Source organism: Serratia sp. 121840015-1 (assembly GCF_053627655.1).
This window is the reverse complement of sequence record NZ_JBSEYF010000003.1, coordinates 329,301-345,968: the sequence shown is the minus strand read 5'-3', so window position 1 is coordinate 345,968 and position 16,668 is coordinate 329,301. Positions and strand designations below refer to the sequence as shown.

General features: G+C 59.6%; 16 protein-coding genes and 1 pseudogene. 16 read left to right on the top strand and 1 reads right to left on the bottom strand.

Annotated elements, in window-relative coordinates; all coding sequences use genetic code 11:
* The first annotated feature begins 112 nt into the window (after positions 1-112).
* The 12 genes and pseudogenes from ACUXAC_RS17900 to ACUXAC_RS17845 form a co-directional block, all read left to right on the top strand.
* The gene (locus ACUXAC_RS17900) at positions 113-448 is read left to right on the top strand and encodes a zinc ribbon domain-containing protein YjdM (protein ID WP_004939967.1); all 336 of its coding nucleotides are present in this window, start codon (positions 113-115) and stop codon (positions 446-448) included.
* A 234-nt stretch (positions 449-682) separates the two neighbouring features.
* Positions 683-1,738 (top strand): PhoH family protein, encoded by a 1,056-nt coding sequence (locus ACUXAC_RS17895; RefSeq protein WP_004939969.1) that lies wholly within the window; start codon positions 683-685, stop codon positions 1,736-1,738.
* Positions 1,735-2,208, top strand: a complete 474-nt coding sequence (ybeY, locus tag ACUXAC_RS17890; RefSeq protein ID WP_454266803.1) for an rRNA maturation RNase YbeY — start codon at positions 1,735-1,737, stop codon at positions 2,206-2,208. Before ACUXAC_RS17895 ends, ybeY begins: the two co-directional genes overlap by 4 nt.
* Before the next feature lie 85 nt (positions 2,209-2,293).
* The gene (corC, locus tag ACUXAC_RS17885) at positions 2,294-3,172 is read left to right on the top strand and encodes a CNNM family magnesium/cobalt transport protein CorC (protein ID WP_025301851.1); all 879 of its coding nucleotides are present in this window, start codon (positions 2,294-2,296) and stop codon (positions 3,170-3,172) included.
* Between the two features lie 7 nt (positions 3,173-3,179).
* Positions 3,180-4,709 carry an apolipoprotein N-acyltransferase gene (lnt, locus tag ACUXAC_RS17880; RefSeq protein WP_454266802.1) on the top strand — a complete coding sequence of 510 codons (1,530 nt, stop codon included), beginning with the start codon at positions 3,180-3,182 and terminating at the stop codon, positions 4,707-4,709.
* 392 nt (positions 4,710-5,101) lie between these two features.
* On the top strand, positions 5,102-5,998 hold the full coding sequence (locus tag ACUXAC_RS17875; protein ID WP_038877465.1) for an amino acid ABC transporter substrate-binding protein: 897 nt from the start codon (positions 5,102-5,104) through the stop codon (positions 5,996-5,998).
* 212 nt (positions 5,999-6,210) lie between these two features.
* Positions 6,211-6,951, top strand: coding sequence for an amino acid ABC transporter permease (locus tag ACUXAC_RS17870; protein ID WP_454266801.1), 741 nt, complete (start codon positions 6,211-6,213; stop codon positions 6,949-6,951).
* Entirely contained in the window at positions 6,951-7,625 is a 675-nt protein-coding gene (gltK, locus tag ACUXAC_RS17865) for a glutamate/aspartate ABC transporter permease GltK (RefSeq protein WP_004939982.1), read from the top strand. Before ACUXAC_RS17870 ends, gltK begins: the two co-directional genes overlap by 1 nt.
* On the top strand, positions 7,625-8,350 hold the full coding sequence (locus ACUXAC_RS17860) for an amino acid ABC transporter ATP-binding protein (protein WP_454266800.1): 726 nt from the start codon (positions 7,625-7,627) through the stop codon (positions 8,348-8,350). Before gltK ends, ACUXAC_RS17860 begins: the two co-directional genes overlap by 1 nt.
* A 194-nt stretch (positions 8,351-8,544) precedes the next feature.
* A complete protein-coding gene (locus ACUXAC_RS17855) occupies positions 8,545-9,006 on the top strand; it encodes a hypothetical protein (protein WP_060423582.1) in 462 nt (153 codons plus the stop codon).
* A gap of 99 nt (positions 9,007-9,105) precedes the next feature.
* A complete protein-coding gene (gene rihA, locus ACUXAC_RS17850) occupies positions 9,106-10,038 on the top strand; it encodes a pyrimidine-specific ribonucleoside hydrolase RihA (protein ID WP_454266799.1) in 933 nt (310 codons plus the stop codon).
* A 148-nt stretch (positions 10,039-10,186) separates the two neighbouring features.
* Positions 10,187-10,789 (top strand): annotated as a pseudogene (locus ACUXAC_RS17845) (FMN-dependent NADH-azoreductase); the annotation flags it as partial.
* Positions 10,790-10,917: 128 nt separating this feature from the next.
* Here the strand turns inward: ACUXAC_RS17845 and ACUXAC_RS17840 are convergent.
* A complete protein-coding gene (locus ACUXAC_RS17840; RefSeq protein WP_025301844.1) occupies positions 10,918-11,400 on the bottom strand; it encodes a zinc ribbon-containing protein in 483 nt (160 codons plus the stop codon).
* Between the two features lie 285 nt (positions 11,401-11,685).
* Between ACUXAC_RS17840 and leuS the strand changes: the two genes are divergently transcribed.
* The 4 genes from leuS to nadD are packed head-to-tail and all read left to right on the top strand — an operon-like array spanning position 11,686 to position 16,526.
* On the top strand, positions 11,686-14,268 hold the full coding sequence (leuS, locus tag ACUXAC_RS17835) for a leucine--tRNA ligase (RefSeq protein WP_159317739.1): 2,583 nt from the start codon (positions 11,686-11,688) through the stop codon (positions 14,266-14,268).
* A 14-nt stretch (positions 14,269-14,282) separates the two neighbouring features.
* Complete coding sequence (gene lptE / locus ACUXAC_RS17830) at positions 14,283-14,843, top strand: LPS assembly lipoprotein LptE (protein WP_060440523.1); 561 nt, start codon at positions 14,283-14,285, stop codon at positions 14,841-14,843.
* On the top strand, positions 14,840-15,874 hold the full coding sequence (gene holA / locus ACUXAC_RS17825; protein ID WP_055316089.1) for a DNA polymerase III subunit delta: 1,035 nt from the start codon (positions 14,840-14,842) through the stop codon (positions 15,872-15,874). The genes lptE and holA overlap by 4 nt, the downstream gene beginning before the upstream one ends.
* Positions 15,864-16,526, top strand: a complete 663-nt coding sequence (gene nadD, locus ACUXAC_RS17820; RefSeq protein ID WP_015376938.1) for a nicotinate-nucleotide adenylyltransferase — start codon at positions 15,864-15,866, stop codon at positions 16,524-16,526. The genes holA and nadD overlap by 11 nt, the downstream gene beginning before the upstream one ends.
* Positions 16,527-16,668: the final 142 nt, after the last annotated feature.

Sequence of the window (16,668 nt, the reverse complement as noted above, 5' to 3'; positions counted from 1 at the left end):
GGCGGCCGCCTTATCGCCGCCCATTCGCGCTACTCCTTACCGTTTCTCCGCCGGGCGCCCGCGCCCGGTGATTTTCTTTTTTATTTTTTTATTGTTGAAGAGGCGACATAACATGCAACTCCCACACTGCCCGAAGTGCAACTCCGAATACACCTACCAGGACAATGCCCTGTTCATCTGCCCTGAGTGCGCCCACGAGTGGAGCGACAGCGCTCCGGCGGAAGATCAGGACGCGCTGATCGTCAAAGACGCCAACGGCAATCTGCTGGCGGACGGCGATGCGGTCACCGTGATCAAAGACCTGAAGGTCAAAGGCAGCTCCTCGATGCTGAAGATCGGCACCAAGGTGAAAAACATTCGCCTGGTCGAAGGCGATCACAACATCGACTGCAAAATCGACGGCTTCGGCCCGATGAAGCTGAAATCCGAGTTCGTGAAAAAGAACTGATTCACGGCGGCCTTGTTCTGTGATGACGCGGCGGGCTTTGCGCCCCGCCGCGTTTTTTCCTTATCTTCCCTTGAATTCCGCCGATGGCGCACAGATAGATCAGCGGTAAACTTGCGCCGTTGCGGCGCACCATGAATAATTCAAGAAAGAGAGTATTCAGGCTCGTCCTGAACGCGCGCGTCCCGAACGCGCTATGTGACATCAACCAGGCCCGATGTGACCTAGAGGAATAGTTTGAACGTCGCAACACAAGAAATTTTGTTAGAGCCCGCAGACAACCAGCGTTTGCTCAGCCTGTGCGGCCCGTTTGATGACAACATCAAGCAACTCGAGCGCCGATTGGGCATTGAAATCAATCGCCGCGACAACCGTTTCAAGCTGGTCGGCAAAAACCTGTGCGTGGTTGCCGCCGCCGATATCCTGCGCCATCTGTACGTGGATACCGCGCCGATTCGCGGCGTGATCCCGGATATCGACCCAGAGCAAATCCACCTGGCTATCAAAGAGAGCCGGGTGTTGGAACAGGTGGCCGACAGCGTGCCGGATTATGGCAAGGCGGTCACCATTAAAACCAAGCGCGGCATGGTGAAACCGCGTACGCCTAACCAGGCGCAGTACATCGCCAACATTCTCGATCACGACATCACCTTCGGCATCGGCCCGGCGGGCACCGGCAAAACCTACCTGGCGGTCGCCGCCGCGGTGGATGCGCTGGAGCGCCAGGAAATTCGCCGCATTTTGCTGACGCGCCCTGCGGTCGAAGCCGGCGAAAAACTGGGCTTCCTGCCCGGCGATCTGAGCCAGAAGGTCGATCCTTACCTGCGCCCGCTGTACGACGCCCTGTTCGAGATGCTGGGCTTCGAGCGCGTGGAGAAGCTCATCGAGCGCAACGTGATCGAAGTCGCGCCGCTGGCCTATATGCGCGGCCGTACGCTGAACGACGCCTTTATCATTCTGGATGAGAGCCAGAACACCACCATCGAACAGATGAAGATGTTCCTGACGCGCATCGGCTTCAACTCGAAGGCGGTCATCACCGGCGACGTCACTCAGATCGACCTGCCGCGCAACCAGAAATCCGGCCTGCGCCACGCGGTGGAAGTGCTGTCGGACGTGGAAGAACTGAGCTTCAACTTCTTCCACAGCGAAGACGTGGTGCGCCACCCGGTGGTGGCCCGCGTAGTCATCGCCTATGAGGCCTGGGAAGCGGCCGAACAGAAACGCAAAGACGCGATTGCCGAACAACGTAAGCGCGAGGCGCTCGCCGCCTCCGAGCAGGAGACACCATGAGTCAGGTGATTTTGGATCTGCAGATTGCCTGTGAAAGCGGCGACGGCCTGCCGGATGAGGCCACCTTCCAGCGCTGGCTGGAAGGCGTGCTGTCGCAATTTCAGGAAGAAGCCGAGGTGACCGTGCGTCTGGTAGACGAAGCGGAAAGCCACGAGCTGAACCTGACCTACCGCGGCAAAGACAAGCCGACCAACGTGCTCTCTTTCCCGTTCGAGGCCCCGCCGGGCATCGAGCTGCCGCTGCTCGGCGACCTGATTATCTGCCGCCAGGTGGTTGAACAGGAAGCGATTGAGCAAGGCAAGGCGCTGGAGGCCCACTGGGCGCATATGGTTGTCCATGGCAGTCTTCATCTGCTAGGGTATGACCACATCGAAGACGATGAAGCCGAAGAAATGGAGTCTTTGGAAACCGAAATCATGCACGGACTGGGTTACCCTGATCCGTACCTGGCGGAAAAAGACCCCGTCTGACGTCAGCCGTTTACCCTACAGCCCCCATGCGGGGCTGTCGCTGACGCCCCTTAACTCTGACATGAGTGACAGTAACGAAAACGCCATGAGCGACGACCATTCACAAAGCAATGACAGCCCCAGTCCCAAGAAGGGGTTCTTTACTCTTATCCTTAACCAGCTGTTCCACGGCGAGCCCAAAAACCGTGGCGATCTGGTCGAGCTGATCCGTGATTCCGAACAAAACGACCTGATCGATCCCGATACCCGCGACATGCTGGAAGGCGTGATGGATATCGCCGAGCAGCGCGTGCGCGACATCATGATCCCCCGCTCCCAAATGGTGACGCTCAAGCGCAACCAGACGCTGGAAGAGTGCCTGGACGTGATTATCGACTCCGCCCACTCGCGCTTCCCGGTGATCAGCGAAGACAAAGATCACATCGAAGGCATCCTGATGGCCAAGGATCTGCTGCCGTTCATGCGCGCGGACTCCGAGCCGTTCAGCATCGACAAGGTGCTGCGCACCGCGGTGGTGGTGCCGGAAAGCAAGCGCGTCGACCGGATGCTGAAAGAGTTCCGCTCCCAGCGCTATCACATGGCGATTGTCATTGACGAATTCGGCGGCGTGTCCGGCCTGGTCACTATCGAAGACATTCTGGAACTGATCGTCGGCGAGATCGAAGACGAATACGACGACGAAGACGATCTGGATATCCGCCAGCTCAGCCGCCACATGTACACCGTGCGCGCGCTGGCCCCGATCGAAGACTTCAACGACGCCTTCGGCACCCATTTCAGCGACGACGAGGTCGATACCATCGGCGGTCTGGTGATGCAGGCCTTCGGTCACCTGCCGGCGCGCGGGGAAACCATTGAAATCGAAGGTTACCTATTTAAAGTTGCCATGGCCGACAGTCGACGTATTATCCAGGTTCATGTAAAAATTCCGGACGATTCTCCACCACCGAAACTGGAAGATTAAATCCAACATGGCTAAAGCCTCATTACTTGAACGCCAGCGGGTTCGCGCCCTGCTGGCGCTGTTGTCAGGTGCCGGCGGGACGCTGGCGTTCTCGCCCTACGACTTCTGGCCCGCGGCCATCGTCTCCCTGTTCGGCCTGCTGGCCGTTACCCTCAATCGCACCACCAAACAGTCTGCCCTGCTCGGCTTTGTCTGGGGCTTCGGGCTGTTCGGCAGCGGCATCAACTGGGTGTATGTCAGCATCGCCGATTTCGGCGGCATGCCTTTCGCCGTCAACGTCTTCCTGGTGGTGCTGCTCGCCGCTTACCTGTCGCTGTATACCGGGCTGTTCGCCGGGCTGCTGACGCGCCTGTGGCCGGCCACCCGCTGGTGGCGGCTGGCCATCGCCGCGCCGGCGCTGTGGCAGGTGACCGAATTCCTGCGCGGCTGGGTGCTGACCGGCTTCCCGTGGCTGCAGTTCGGCTACAGCCAGATCAACGGCCCGCTGAAGGGCATCGCGCCGCTGCTGGGCATCGACGCCATCACCTTTGTGCTGATGGCCATCGCCGGCCTGCTGGTGTACGCCGTCAATCAGCGCCGCCTGTCGGCTGCGATCATCGCCGCCGCGCTGCTGCTGTTGCCGTGGCCGCTGCGCCAGCTGCAGTGGTTTACTCCGCAGCCGGAGAAAGCGGTGAACGTCGCCATGGTGCAAGGCAACATCGCCCAGTCGATGAAATGGGATCCGAAAGCGCTGGTCAGCACGCTGCAAACCTATCTGGACGAAACCCGTCCGTACGTGGGCAAGGCGCCGATCGTCATCTGGCCGGAGTCCGCCATCCCGGATTATGAAGCCAACCAGAACGGCTTCCTGACCATGATGGACGACCTGATGCGGGCGAAGAACAGCAGCCTGATCACCGGCATCGTCGACGTGCGCGCCACGCCACAGGGCCAGCAGATCTACAACAGCGCCATCGTGCTCGGCGAACCGACGCCGTACAGCTACCCGGCCAAGGATCGCTACAACAAGCACCACCTGGTGCCGTTCGGCGAGTTCGTGCCGCTGGAAACCCTGCTGCGGCCGCTGGCGCCGTTCTTCGATCTGCCGATGTCCTCCTTCAGCCGCGGCGACTACGTGCAGCCGCAGCTCAGCGTACGCGGGTACAACCTGACGGCGGCCATCTGCTACGAAATCGTCCTGGGCCAGCAGGTACGCGATAACTTCCGCCCGGACACCAATTTCCTGCTGACCATCTCCAACGATGCCTGGTTCGGCCACTCTATCGGCCCGTGGCAGCACTTCCAGATGGCGCGCATGCGGGCGCTGGAGCTCGGCCGGCCGCTGCTGCGCAGCACCAACAACGGCGTTACCGCCGCGGTGGATGCGAACGGCGAGGTGATCGCCGAGATCCCGCAGTTTACCCGTCAGGTGCTCGAAGTGAAGGTCACGCCGACCACCGGCGTCACGCCTTACGCACGCTTCGGCGCCACGCCGCTGTGGGTGATAACCCTGCTGCTGGGCGGCTGGGCGCTGATGTTGGGCCTGCGCCGCAAATAGTCCTTCTCGCCGGGGCGCGCCCGCCGCGCCCCGCGTTCTCGTCACTGTCCCCTCCTTGGTCAGAAAACGCCGTTAAATCAACGCGGCTGGCACACTCCTTGCTTTAACTATGGTGACATCGCGCGCCGATTTACTTTTGCTGACGTTTTGTCGCACCTGTGCACATTTTGGGTGCATTGAGCGCACCACGCGGGGGCGTCAGGGTTTCGTTGCATTGATTTGGTGCGCGCGGCGTCTCAAAAAATGAAACATTTTAGTTTCAAGGTATTCACAATCGGTTATTTTTTAACGGCTATCCGTTCTAAGACTATCTTTATAACTTGAGCAATAAATAGTCGATTTAACCTGACGCTCTTTAGTCAGAGCCACCACAACAGCAAAGGAGTTGGACCATGCAAATGCGTAAATTGGCGTTATCGTTACTGCTGCTCGGTATGGCAGGTAGCGTGGCGCATGCGGAAGACCTGTCCGGTACGCTGAAGAAAATCAAAGACAACGGCGTGATCGTTGTCGGCCACCGCGAATCGTCAGTGCCCTTTTCCTACTACGACAACCAACAAAAAGTTGTGGGCTACTCTCAGGACTACTCCAACCAAATCGTTGAAGCTGTTAAGAAAAAACTTAATGCACCGAATCTGCAGGTGAAAATGCTGCCGATTACCTCGCAGAACCGCATCCCGCTGCTGCAAAACGGCACCTATGACTTCGAGTGCGGCTCCACCACCAATAACCTCGAGCGCCAAAAACAGGCCGCCTTCTCCGACACCATTTTCGTGGTCGGCACCCGTCTGCTGGTGAAAAAAGGCTCCGACATCAAAGACTTTAAAGACCTGGCCGGTAAACCGGTGGTGGTCACCTCCGGCACCACCTCCGAAGTGCTGCTGAACAAGCTGAACGACAGCGACAAAATGAACATGCGCATCATCAGCGCCAAAGACCACGGTGACTCCTTCCGCACCCTGGAAAGCGGCCGCGCGGTGGCCTTCATGATGGACGATGCCCTGCTGGCGGGCGAGCGCGCCAAGGCCAAGAAGCCGGATCAGTGGGAAATCATCGGCACGCCGCAGTCGAAAGAAGCCTACGGCTGCATGCTGCGCAAAGACGATCCTGAGTTCAAAAAGCTGGTCGATGACACCATCGCCCAGGCGCAAACCTCCGGTGAAGCGGCCAAGTGGTTTGACAAATGGTTCAAGCAGCCTATTCCACCGAAAAACCTCAACATGAACTTCGAACTCTCGGACGACATGAAGCAGCTGTTCAAAGAGCCTAACGACAAAGCGTTGAACTAAATAGAACAAGAGCCGGGGCGGCCGCAGGCCAAACCGGCCCAGTTGATGACTGGGACAGACAGGTATGAGGGGGGCCGTTCCCCTCCCTCATTTTCCCCAACGCGCATCACCGATCTCCGCACACAACAAGCCAGCCAGACTGGCCGCACGGCGATCGGCGCTCATCAAGTCATCAATCTTCGGCGCCCTGCGCCCGTTTACCGGAGTTTGTTATGTCAATAGATTGGAACTGGGGTATCTTCCTGCAGCAGGCCCCGTTTGGGAACACCACTTACCTCGGCTGGATTTGGTCCGGCTTTCAGGTCACGGTGGCCCTCTCCGTCTGTGCATGGATTATCGCTTTCTTCGTCGGTTCGCTGTTCGGTATCTTGCGTACCGTGCCCAACCGCTTTCTTTCCGCCCTCGACACCTGTTACGTCGAACTGTTCCGCAACGTGCCGCTGATCGTGCAATTCTTTACCTGGTATCTGGTGATCCCCGAGCTGTTGCCGGCCAATATCGGCACCTGGTTTAAAAGCGAGCTGGATCCCAACGTGCAGTTCTTCGTCTCCTCCATGCTCTGCCTGGGGCTGTTTACCGCCGCCCGCGTATGCGAGCAGGTGCGCGCCGCCATTCAGTCCCTGCCGCGCGGCCAGAAAGCCGCCGGGCTGGCGATGGGCCTGACGCTGCCGCAAACCTACCGCTACGTGCTGCTGCCGAACGCCTACCGGGTGATCGTGCCGCCGATGACCTCGGAAATGCTCAACCTGGTCAAAAACTCCGCCATCGCCTCCACCATCGGGCTGGTGGACATGGCCGCGCAGGCCGGCAAGCTGTTGGATTACTCCGCACACGCCTATGAATCCTTTACCGCCATCACGCTGGCTTATATCGGCATCAACGCCGTTATCATGCTGTTTATGCGTCTGGTCGAAAAGAAAGTGCAGTTGCCTGGCAACCTGGGGAGTAAATAATGTACGAATTTGACTGGGCGTCGATCGTCCCAAGCTTCCCTTATTTGCTGCAGGGCATGGTGATCACGCTGAAGATCACCGTGACCGCCATCGTGGTCGGCATTCTGTGGGGTACCGTGCTGGCGGTGATGCGTTTGTCGCCGTTCAAACCGATCAGCTGGTTCGCCACCCTGTACGTCAACCTGTTCCGCTCGGTGCCGCTGGTGATGGTGCTGCTGTGGTTCTATCTGGTGGTTCCAAGCTTATTACAACAGGTTCTAGGGTTATCGCCGAAAACCGATATTCGCCTGATCTCGGCTATGGTAGCCTTTTCCCTGTTTGAAGCGGCCTATTACTCGGAAATCATCCGCGCCGGCATTATCAGCATCTCGCGCGGCCAATCCTCCGCCGCGCTGGCGCTGGGCATGACCCATTGGCAATCCATGCGGCTGGTGATCCTGCCGCAGGCGTTTCGCGCCATGGTGCCGCTGCTGCTGACCCAGGGCATCGTACTGTTCCAGGATACCTCGCTGGTTTACGTACTGAGCCTGGCCGACTTCTTCCGCACCGCGTCGACCATCGGCGAACGCGACGGCACCCAGGTTGAAATGATCCTGTTCGCCGGCTTTGTCTATTTTGTTATCAGCCTCGCCGCCTCGGCGCTGGTAAGCTATTTGAAGAAAAGGACTGTTTGATGATATCCCTGAAAAATGTTTCTAAGTGGTACGGTCACTTTCAGGTGTTGACCGATTGCACCACCGAAGTGAAAAAAGGCGATGTGGTCGTCGTCTGCGGTCCTTCAGGTTCCGGCAAGTCCACCCTGATCAAAACCGTCAACGGCCTCGAGCCGATCCAGCAGGGCGACATCCTGGTGAACGGCACGCCGGTCAACGACAAGAAAACCAACCTGGCGCAGCTGCGTGCCAAGGTCGGCATGGTGTTCCAACACTTCGAGCTGTTCCCGCACCTGTCTATCATCGACAACCTGACGCTGGCGCAGGTGAAAGTGCTCAAGCGCGACAAGACCGCCTCGCGCGAGAAGGGCCTGAAGCTGCTGGAGCGCGTCGGCCTCTCCGCCCATGCCAACAAGTTCCCCGGTCAGCTGTCCGGCGGCCAGCAGCAGCGCGTCGCCATCGCCCGCGCGCTGTGCATGGATCCTATCGCCATGCTGTTCGATGAACCGACCTCGGCGCTCGATCCGGAAATGATCAACGAAGTGCTGGACGTCATGGTCGAACTGGCGAACGAAGGCATGACCATGATGGTGGTGACCCACGAAATGGGCTTCGCCCGTAAGGTGGCGAATCGGGTGATCTTTATGGACGAAGGCAAAATCGTCGAAGACCGCAACAAAGACGATTTCTTCAACAACCCCGAGTCCGAGCGCGCCAAGGACTTCCTGGCCAAGATCCTGCACTGATCGCGCAGTCCCCTAAACCCAAGCGCCCCAAGGGGCGCTTGTTTTTCGGCGCCCATGCGCCTGAATGCCTCTCATTGCTGCCTCAACAAAGTTAGGATTTATCTTAAACTCCCCGTCGCGATGACCGTAAATAACGCGCGATCCTGCAGGCTGTCCTACCTTTGATGATTAACTCACCCACCAGAGAGGCTGGCATGATTCAACTGGTACAAGCGGAGTACAGCATCAAATCCGGTTATCCGATTGTTCGACGCACGTTGGAAGACAAGAAGAAACTGATTGAAAAACCGGGTTTCGGGCCTGAGTCCTGTTGCGCCACCATCGAATACCAGCTGCGCGGCAGCACTCGCTATGCCTTTGGCAATAGCCAGATGAAAATGGAGATGCCGCCGGATATCTACACCCATAACTGGGTCAAGCTACATGCCGAAATGGCCGCGCTGGTTGCGGCGATAAGGCGCATCGAACGCTTTGACGCCGATAAGGAGCAGGTGCCGATCACCAACGTGTATATCGAGCTGCGCCCCTGCGAGGCCAACTGCATGCAGGCACTGCAAAATATCTTGCCCGACGGCACTACCGTCTATTACTCCTTCTTGCACCCAACCGAGGTGGAAGAATGGAAACGCAGCGCTCATGAACTCTGCGGTGTCTGAACGCCTTATCCCGTCGCGCAAACGCCCGGCACTAAAAGCGCTTGTTTCTCCCCGGTTTTGATTCGATGCTCGCTGGATAACAAACAGAGGAGAAAGAACATGCCCCGCCCTATTATCATCGATTGCGATCCCGGCCTCGACGACGCCATCGCGCTGGCTATGGCGCTGCGTTCGCCGGAGCTGGACGTCAAAGCCATCACCACCTCCGCCGGCAACCAGACGCCGGAGAAAACCCTGAATAACGCGCTGGGTCTGTTGACCCTGATGCAGCGCGAGGACATACCGGTCGCCGCCGGTGCCGGCGGCCCGCTAATGCGCGAACTGGTGATCGCCGACTATGTCCACGGCAAAACCGGCATGGGCAACACCCACCTGCCGACGCCGACAATCAAACCCGATCCCCGCGGCGCCGTCGAGCTGATCGCCGACCTGCTGCGCGCCAGCCCGCAGCCGATAACCCTGGTGGTGACCGGCCCAATGACCAACATCGCTCTGCTGTTGGCCCAGCATGCCGAGCTGAAAAGCCGCATCGAGCGCATCGTATTTATGGGCGGCGGCATGAACGCCGGCAATACCACGCCGGTCGCGGAGTTCAACATCTTCGTCGATCCCGAAGCCGCCGAAATGGTGCTGAAATCCGGCGTGCCGCTGACCATGGCCGGGCTGAACGTCACCCATCAGGCGCTGGTGTTGCCGCAGGATATTGAGCGCATTCGCCAGATAGACAATCCGGTCGCGCAGGCGGTCGCGGAGATGCTCGATTTTTACCTGCCGCTGTACCTCAGCCATCCGCGCGGCCTGCCCGGCGCGGCGATGCACGATCCCTGCACCATCGCCTGGCTGTTGGCGCCGCAGCTGTTTACCGGCGTAGAGCGCTGGGTAGGGGTGGAAACCAAAGGGGAATACACCGTCGGCATGACGGTGGTGGACTATTTCCAGCAAACCGGCAACGCGGCCAACGTGAAAGTGCTGACCGGCATCAACCGCGAAGGCTTTATCGATCTGCTGGCCGAGCGCGTAGCGCGTTATTGATCCCATCGGGGCGCGCTCGCGCCCCTCATTCAAGTTTTTTGATTTAACTCAGCGAATTTTTGCGCTATCACTGTTCCTGGCTTGCCTCTACCATGCGTTTACACCGACTGACATCGTTACCGATTAGACTTCGCCTGGAGATAAGCCAATGAGCCGCGTACTGGTCCTGAAATCAAGCATTCTGGGTGAATATTCCCAGTCTGGAAAATTAGTCGATTTTTTTGTTGAACAATGGCGTAAAACTCACCCTGAAGACACATTCACCGTGCGCGATTTGGCCAACCCGACCCTGCCGGAGCTGGATGGCGAAGTGATGGCCGGTTTTACCGCCGGCGACAAGCCGCTGACGCCGCACCAGCAAAGCACCCTGGCGCTGTCCGATGAGCTGATTGCCGAACTGAAGTCGCACGACACGCTGATCATCAGCGCCCCAATGTACAACTTCAACATCCCGACGCAGCTGAAGATCTACTTCGATCTGATCGCCCGCGCCGGCCAGACGTTCCGCTATACCTCCGCCGGCGCCGAAGGGCTGGTGACGGGCAAGAAAGCGATCGTCATCTCCAGCCGCGGCGGCATCCACGCCGACACGCCGACGGATCTGATCACGCCGTACGTGAAGCTGTTCTTGGGCTTTATCGGCATCACCGACGTTGAGTTCGTGCTGGCGGAAGGCTTCGCCTACGGCCCGGAAGCGGCAGAGAAAGCCGCCCAGGATAGCCGCATCGCGGTCGCGCAGAAAATCCCGGCTGGCGTTGCCATAGCGGCCAGCGCAAGCCGCCCCGGCAGCCGTCAGCGGCGGTTTCCTGAGCAACCTGCTGAAGAAACTGTTCCGTTAAACGCCGGCCTTAACGTTCCCCGCCGCAGCGGGGAACGTCATCAAGGTTCAAACGGCCGGCGCTGGAACTGGTCGTGACCGCATTTCGGGCAGAGCGGCAACACCTCCGGCGTATAGAACGCCAGGTGGTAGTGGCACTGCTCGCACACCAGATTGCCCAGCCCCACCACTTCACCGCTGTGGTAAACGCCGTGGTGGCTGACATCCTTGAACACTTCGCGCCACTCCAGCTGGGTTTTGTCGGTGATATCCGCCAGTTCCTGCCACAGACTCTCTTTGATCACCCGCATAAACACGCTGTCGGTAAACTCATCCCGGCTTTCCTGATAGCTGCGGGCGAACTCTTCCAGATCGCGTCGCACCGCCTGCGTCACCTGCCGTACTTCGTCGCGGGTCAGATCTTCGGCCTCGTTCAACCGCCGCTCCGCGCTGGCCACCAGTTCGTCGATATCGCGTTCACCGTTTTTCAGGCGTTCGGTCAGCGATGCCACCAATTCGCGGTAATACTGAGCAACCTTGTTCATAGACTCTCCTCGATAAACGCTGCGCCGGACTTGGCTGTAGGGATACCCCTAAGCTACTTGTTCTTATTTTAGCCGTAAATGACTGATGTCACTTGGCAAGACGCGGGATCCGCAGGTTGTGAGCCGCGTCATGGCGGCGTTTTTTTTAAATGCGCCGAGTCAGGCGCTTGGAGTTGTTGCCGGGAGGTCTTATCAGCTATGCTATGCGGATCTACGAATACTAAATGTTCATTGCGTTGCCTCTGACCGGGGCAACGGTTTACACCTACAGGACCACCGGCCGCCATGCAAGAGCAATACCGTCCAGAAGACATAGAATCGAACGTACAGCTTCACTGGCAAGAGAAGCAGACTTTCAAAGTTACCGAAGACGACAGCAAGGAAAAGTACTACTGCCTATCCATGCTGCCTTACCCGTCCGGCCGACTGCACATGGGCCACGTTCGTAACTACACTATCGGCGACGTGATCTCGCGCTATCAGCGCATGCTGGGCAAAAACGTACTGCAGCCGATTGGCTGGGATGCGTTCGGCCTGCCGGCGGAAGGCGCGGCGGTGAAAAACAACACCGCGCCGGCCCCGTGGACCTACGACAACATCGAATACATGAAGAACCAGCTGAAACTGCTGGGCTTCGGCTACGACTGGGATCGCGAAATCGCCACCTGCCAGCCCGAATACTACCGCTGGGAACAGTGGTTCTTCACCAAACTGTATGAAAAAGGCCTGGTCTACAAGAAGACCTCGGCGGTGAACTGGTGCCCGCACGATCTGACCGTGCTGGCCAACGAACAGGTTATCGACGGCTGCTGCTGGCGCTGCGACACCAAGGTCGAGCGTAAAGAGATCCCGCAGTGGTTCATCAAAATCACCGCCTACGCCGATCAGCTGCTGAACGATCTGGACACGCTTGAAAGCTGGCCAGAGCAGGTGAAAACCATGCAGCGCAACTGGATTGGCCGCTCCGAAGGCGTGGAAATCACCTTCGACGTGGCGGACAGCAAAGAGAAGCTGACGGTTTACACCACCCGTCCCGACACCTTCATGGGCGCTACCTACGTGGCGGTCGCCGCGGGCCACCCGCTGGCGCAACAGGGCGCGCGCAATAACCCGGCGCTGACCGACTTCATCGACGAATGCCGCAACACCAAAGTTGCCGAAGCCGAAATGGCGACGATGGAGAAGAAAGGCATGCCGACCGGCCTGTTCGTTGTCCACCCGCTGAGCGGCGAGCAGCTGCCGGTGTGGGTCGCCAACTTCGTGCTGATGGAATACGGCACCGGCGCCGTGATGGCGGTACCGGCGCACGACCAGCGCGACTGGGAATTCGCCACCAAATACGATTTGCCGATCAAACCGGTGATCCTGAACCTCGACGGCAGCCGACCTGACGTGAGCGCCGAAGCGATGACCGACAAAGGCGCGCTGTTCAACTCCGGCGAATTCGACGGCCTGGACAACGAAGCGGGCTTCAACGCCATCGCCGACAAACTGGTCGCCAAGGGCGTAGGCCAGCGCAAGGTCAACTACCGCCTGCGCGATTGGGGCGTCTCCCGTCAGCGTTACTGGGGCGCGCCAATCCCGATGGTGACGCTGGAAGACGGCACCGTGATGCCGACGCCTGAAGATCAGCTGCCGGTGATCCTGCCGGAAGACGTGGTTATGGACGGCATCACCAGCCCGATCAAGGCCGATCCTGAGTGGGCGAAGACCACCGTCGACGGCCAACCTGCGCTGCGTGAAACCGACACCTTCGACACCTTTATGGAGTCTTCCTGGTACTACGCGCGCTACACCTGCCCGCAGTATGATCAGGGTATGCTGGATCCGGCCGCCGCCAACTACTGGCTGCCGGTCGATCAATATATCGGCGGTATCGAACACGCCATCATGCACCTGATGTACTTCCGCTTCTTCCACAAGCTGATGCGCGATGCAGGCCTGGTGGATTCCGACGAGCCGGCCAAGCGTCTGCTGTGTCAGGGCATGGTGCTGGCCGACGCCTTCTACTACACCGGCAACAGCGGCGAGCGCGTCTGGGTATCTCCGGTTGACGCCACCGTCGAACGTGACGACAAGGGCCGCATCATCAAGGCCACCGATCCGCAAGGCCGTGAACTGGTCTATGCTGGCATGAGCAAAATGTCGAAGTCGAAGAACAACGGCATCGACCCACAGGAAATGGTGGAAAAATACGGCGCGGACACCGTGCGTCTGTTCATGATGTTCGCTTCACCGGCAGAAATGACGCTGGAGTGGCAGGAATCCGGCGTGGAAGGGGCTAACCGCTTCCTGAAACGCGTGTGGAAACTGGCCTACGATCACGTGGAAAAAGGCGCGGTACAGCCGCTCGACGTAGCGGCGCTGAACGAAGATCAGAAAGCGCTGCGCCGCGATCTGCACAAAACCATCGCCAAGGTAACCGACGATATCGGCCGCCGTCAGACCTTCAACACCGCGATCGCCGCCGTGATGGAGCTGATGAACAAACTGGCCCGCGCGCCGCAGGAGAGCGAGCAGGATCGCGCGCTGCTGCAGGAAGCGCTGCTGGCCGTGGTTCGCATGCTGTACCCGTTCACCCCGCACGTGTGCTTCACCCTGTGGCAGGCGCTGGGCGGCGAAGGCGACGTGGACACCGCGCCATGGCCGGTTGCCGACGAACAGGCGATGGTCGAAGACTCCAAGCTGGTGGTGGTGCAGGTGAACGGCAAGGTTCGCGCTAAAATCACCGTATCTGCCGATGCGACCGAAGAGCAGGTGCGCGCGCGCGCTGCCGAAGAGCATCTGGTGGCTAAATATCTGGACGGCGTCACGATTCGCAAAGTGATCTACGTTCCGGGCAAACTGCTTAACCTGGTTGTGGGTTAACACAAGGAGGAGTTGTGCGACAACGTATTCTGACGCTGTTGCTGGGGTTGGCGGTGCTGGTCACCGCCGGCTGCGGTTTTCACCTGCGTGGCACCACGCAGGTGCCGAATGAAATGAAAACGCTGATCCTGGACAGCGCCGACCCTTACGGCCCGTTGACGCGCGCGGTGCGTGAGCAGCTGCGTCTGAACGATGTGACTATCGTCAGCGATCCGAAGCGTAAAGACGTGCCTTCCCTGCGCATTCTCGGCGCGACGGAAAGCCAGGATACCGCTTCTATCTTCCAGGACGGTAAAACCGCCGAGTACCAGCTGGTGCTGACCGTGCAGGCGCAGGTGCTGATCCCGGGCCATGACCTGTATCCGCTGTCGGTGAAAGTGTTCCGTTCCTTCTTCGACAACCCGCTGACCGCGCTGGCCAAGGACTCCGAACAGGAGATCATTCGCCAGGAAATGCGTGAGCAGGCGGCGCAACAGCTGGTGCGCAAACTGCTGACCGTGCATGCGGCGGAAGAAGAGAACCGGCAGAAAGCCGCTGCCGCCGGCGAACGAGCGGCAAGCCAAACCGCACAATGATCCGCATTTATCCGGAACAACTTGCCGCGCAGCTCCGAGAGGGGCTGCGCGCTTGTTATTTATTGAGCGGCAATGAACCGCTGCTGTTGCAGGAAAGCCAGGATTTGCTCCGGCAGGCCGCGCAACAGCAGCAGTTCAGTGAGCACTACAGCATTTCCCTTGACGCCCATACCGACTGGGACGCCATCTTCGGCATCTGCCAGGCGATGAGCCTGTTCGCCAGCCGCCAGACGCTGCTGCTGATCTTCCCGGAAAACGGCCCGACGGCGCCGATCGGCGAACAGCTGACCAAACTCGCCACGCTGCTGCACGAGGATATTCTGCTGATCCTGCGCGGCCCACGCCTCACCAAAGCGCAGGAAAACAGTGCCTGGTTCAAGGCGCTCAGCCCGCACGGTGCCCTCGTCAGTTGCCAGACGCCGGAACAGGCACAGCTGCCGCGCTGGGTCGCCACGCGCGCCAAGGCGATGAAGCTGGAGCTGGACGACGCCGCCAATCAGCTGTTGTGCTACTGCTACGAAGGCAACCTGCTGGCGCTGTCGCAGGCGCTGGAGCGGCTGTCGCTGCTGCACCCGGACGGCAAGCTCACGCTGCCGCGCGTCGAACAGGCGGTGAACGACGCCGCCCACTTCACGCCGTTCCACTGGCTGGATGCCCTGCTGGCCGGCAAAAGCAAGCGCGCCTGGCATATCTTGCAGCAGCTGCAGCAAGAGGACGTGGAGCCGGTGATCCTGCTGCGCACTCTGCAACGCGAACTGCTGCTGCTGCTGACGCTGCAGCGCCGCATGGCTTCCGCGCCGCTGCGCACGCTGTTCGATCAGCACAAGGTCTGGCAGAATCGCCGCCCGCTGGTGACCCAGGCGTTGCAACGCCTGTCCGGCCCCCAGCTGCAGCAGGCGGTACAGCTGCTGACGCAAATCGAGCTGACCCTCAAGCAGGACTATGGCCAGTCGGTCTGGCCGGAACTGGAAACCCTGTCGATGCTGCTGTGCGGCAAACCCCTGGCCACGAGTTTTAGCGATGCCCACTAATCCGGAACACCCCACCGTTTTGCACGCGCTGTTCGGCGGCACCTTTGACCCGATCCACTACGGCCACCTGCGGCCGGTCGAAGCGTTGGCCGCCGAAGTGGGCCTGAATCGCGTCACGCTGCTGCCTAACCACGTGCCGCCGCACCGCCCGCAGCCGGAGGCCAATGCGCAGCAGCGCCTGAAGATGGTGGAGCTGGCGATCGCCGGCAACCCGCTGTTTGCGGTCGACGATCGCGAACTGCACCGCACAACTCCCTCCTACACCATCGAGACGTTGGAAACGATTCGTAAAGAGCGTGGCGCCGCCCAGCCGCTGGCGTTTATTATTGGCCAGGACTCGCTGCTGACGCTGCATAAGTGGCACCGCTGGCAGGCGCTGTTGGACGTCTGCCATCTGCTGGTGCTGGCGCGCCCGGGCTATAACGATCGCATGGACACGCCGGAGCTGCAGCAGTGGCTGGAACGCCATCGCACCGCCGACCCGGCGCTGCTCAGCCGTCGCCCACACGGCCATATCTATTTGGCCGATACGCCGGAGCTGGAAATTTCCGCCACCGAGATTCGCCAGCGCCGCCATCAGGGCCTCAACTGCGACGACCTGCTGCCACGCCCGGTGCAGCGCTACATCGAGTTGCAGGGTTTATATCGCTAGCGAAAGGTGCGTGATATACTGCGCCGCTATTTTTCAGGTATCCGCTGAAAACCCCGGAAACCTTAGCTGGCCGGGCAGTCACCAGTTAGCTGGCTTTCAGCGGCAGCCTGCCGAAACCATTATCCGGTTACGCCGCGGCGCG

Bases quoted from the DNA above. Each gene is read 5' to 3' on its own strand.
- gltK (WP_004939982.1), top strand. From the start codon at position 6,951: ATGTACGAATTTGACTGGGCGTCGATCGTCCCAAGCTTCCCTTATTTG.
- ACUXAC_RS17870 (WP_454266801.1), top strand. From the start codon at position 6,211: ATGTCAATAGATTGGAACTGGGGTATCTTCCTGCAGCAGGCCCCGTTT.
- ACUXAC_RS17860 (WP_454266800.1), top strand. From the start codon at position 7,625: ATGATATCCCTGAAAAATGTTTCTAAGTGGTACGGTCACTTTCAGGTG.
- rihA (WP_454266799.1), top strand. From the start codon at position 9,106: ATGCCCCGCCCTATTATCATCGATTGCGATCCCGGCCTCGACGACGCC.
- ACUXAC_RS17855 (WP_060423582.1), top strand. From the start codon at position 8,545: ATGATTCAACTGGTACAAGCGGAGTACAGCATCAAATCCGGTTATCCG.
- lnt (WP_454266802.1), top strand. From the start codon at position 3,180: ATGGCTAAAGCCTCATTACTTGAACGCCAGCGGGTTCGCGCCCTGCTG.
- corC (WP_025301851.1), top strand. From the start codon at position 2,294: ATGAGCGACGACCATTCACAAAGCAATGACAGCCCCAGTCCCAAGAAG.
- leuS (WP_159317739.1), top strand. From the start codon at position 11,686: ATGCAAGAGCAATACCGTCCAGAAGACATAGAATCGAACGTACAGCTT.
- ACUXAC_RS17840 (WP_025301844.1), bottom strand. From the start codon at position 11,400: ATGAACAAGGTTGCTCAGTATTACCGCGAATTGGTGGCATCGCTGACC.
- holA (WP_055316089.1), top strand. From the start codon at position 14,840: ATGATCCGCATTTATCCGGAACAACTTGCCGCGCAGCTCCGAGAGGGG.
- ACUXAC_RS17900 (WP_004939967.1), top strand. From the start codon at position 113: ATGCAACTCCCACACTGCCCGAAGTGCAACTCCGAATACACCTACCAG.
- ybeY (WP_454266803.1), top strand. From the start codon at position 1,735: ATGAGTCAGGTGATTTTGGATCTGCAGATTGCCTGTGAAAGCGGCGAC.
- nadD (WP_015376938.1), top strand. From the start codon at position 15,864: ATGCCCACTAATCCGGAACACCCCACCGTTTTGCACGCGCTGTTCGGC.
- ACUXAC_RS17875 (WP_038877465.1), top strand. From the start codon at position 5,102: ATGCAAATGCGTAAATTGGCGTTATCGTTACTGCTGCTCGGTATGGCA.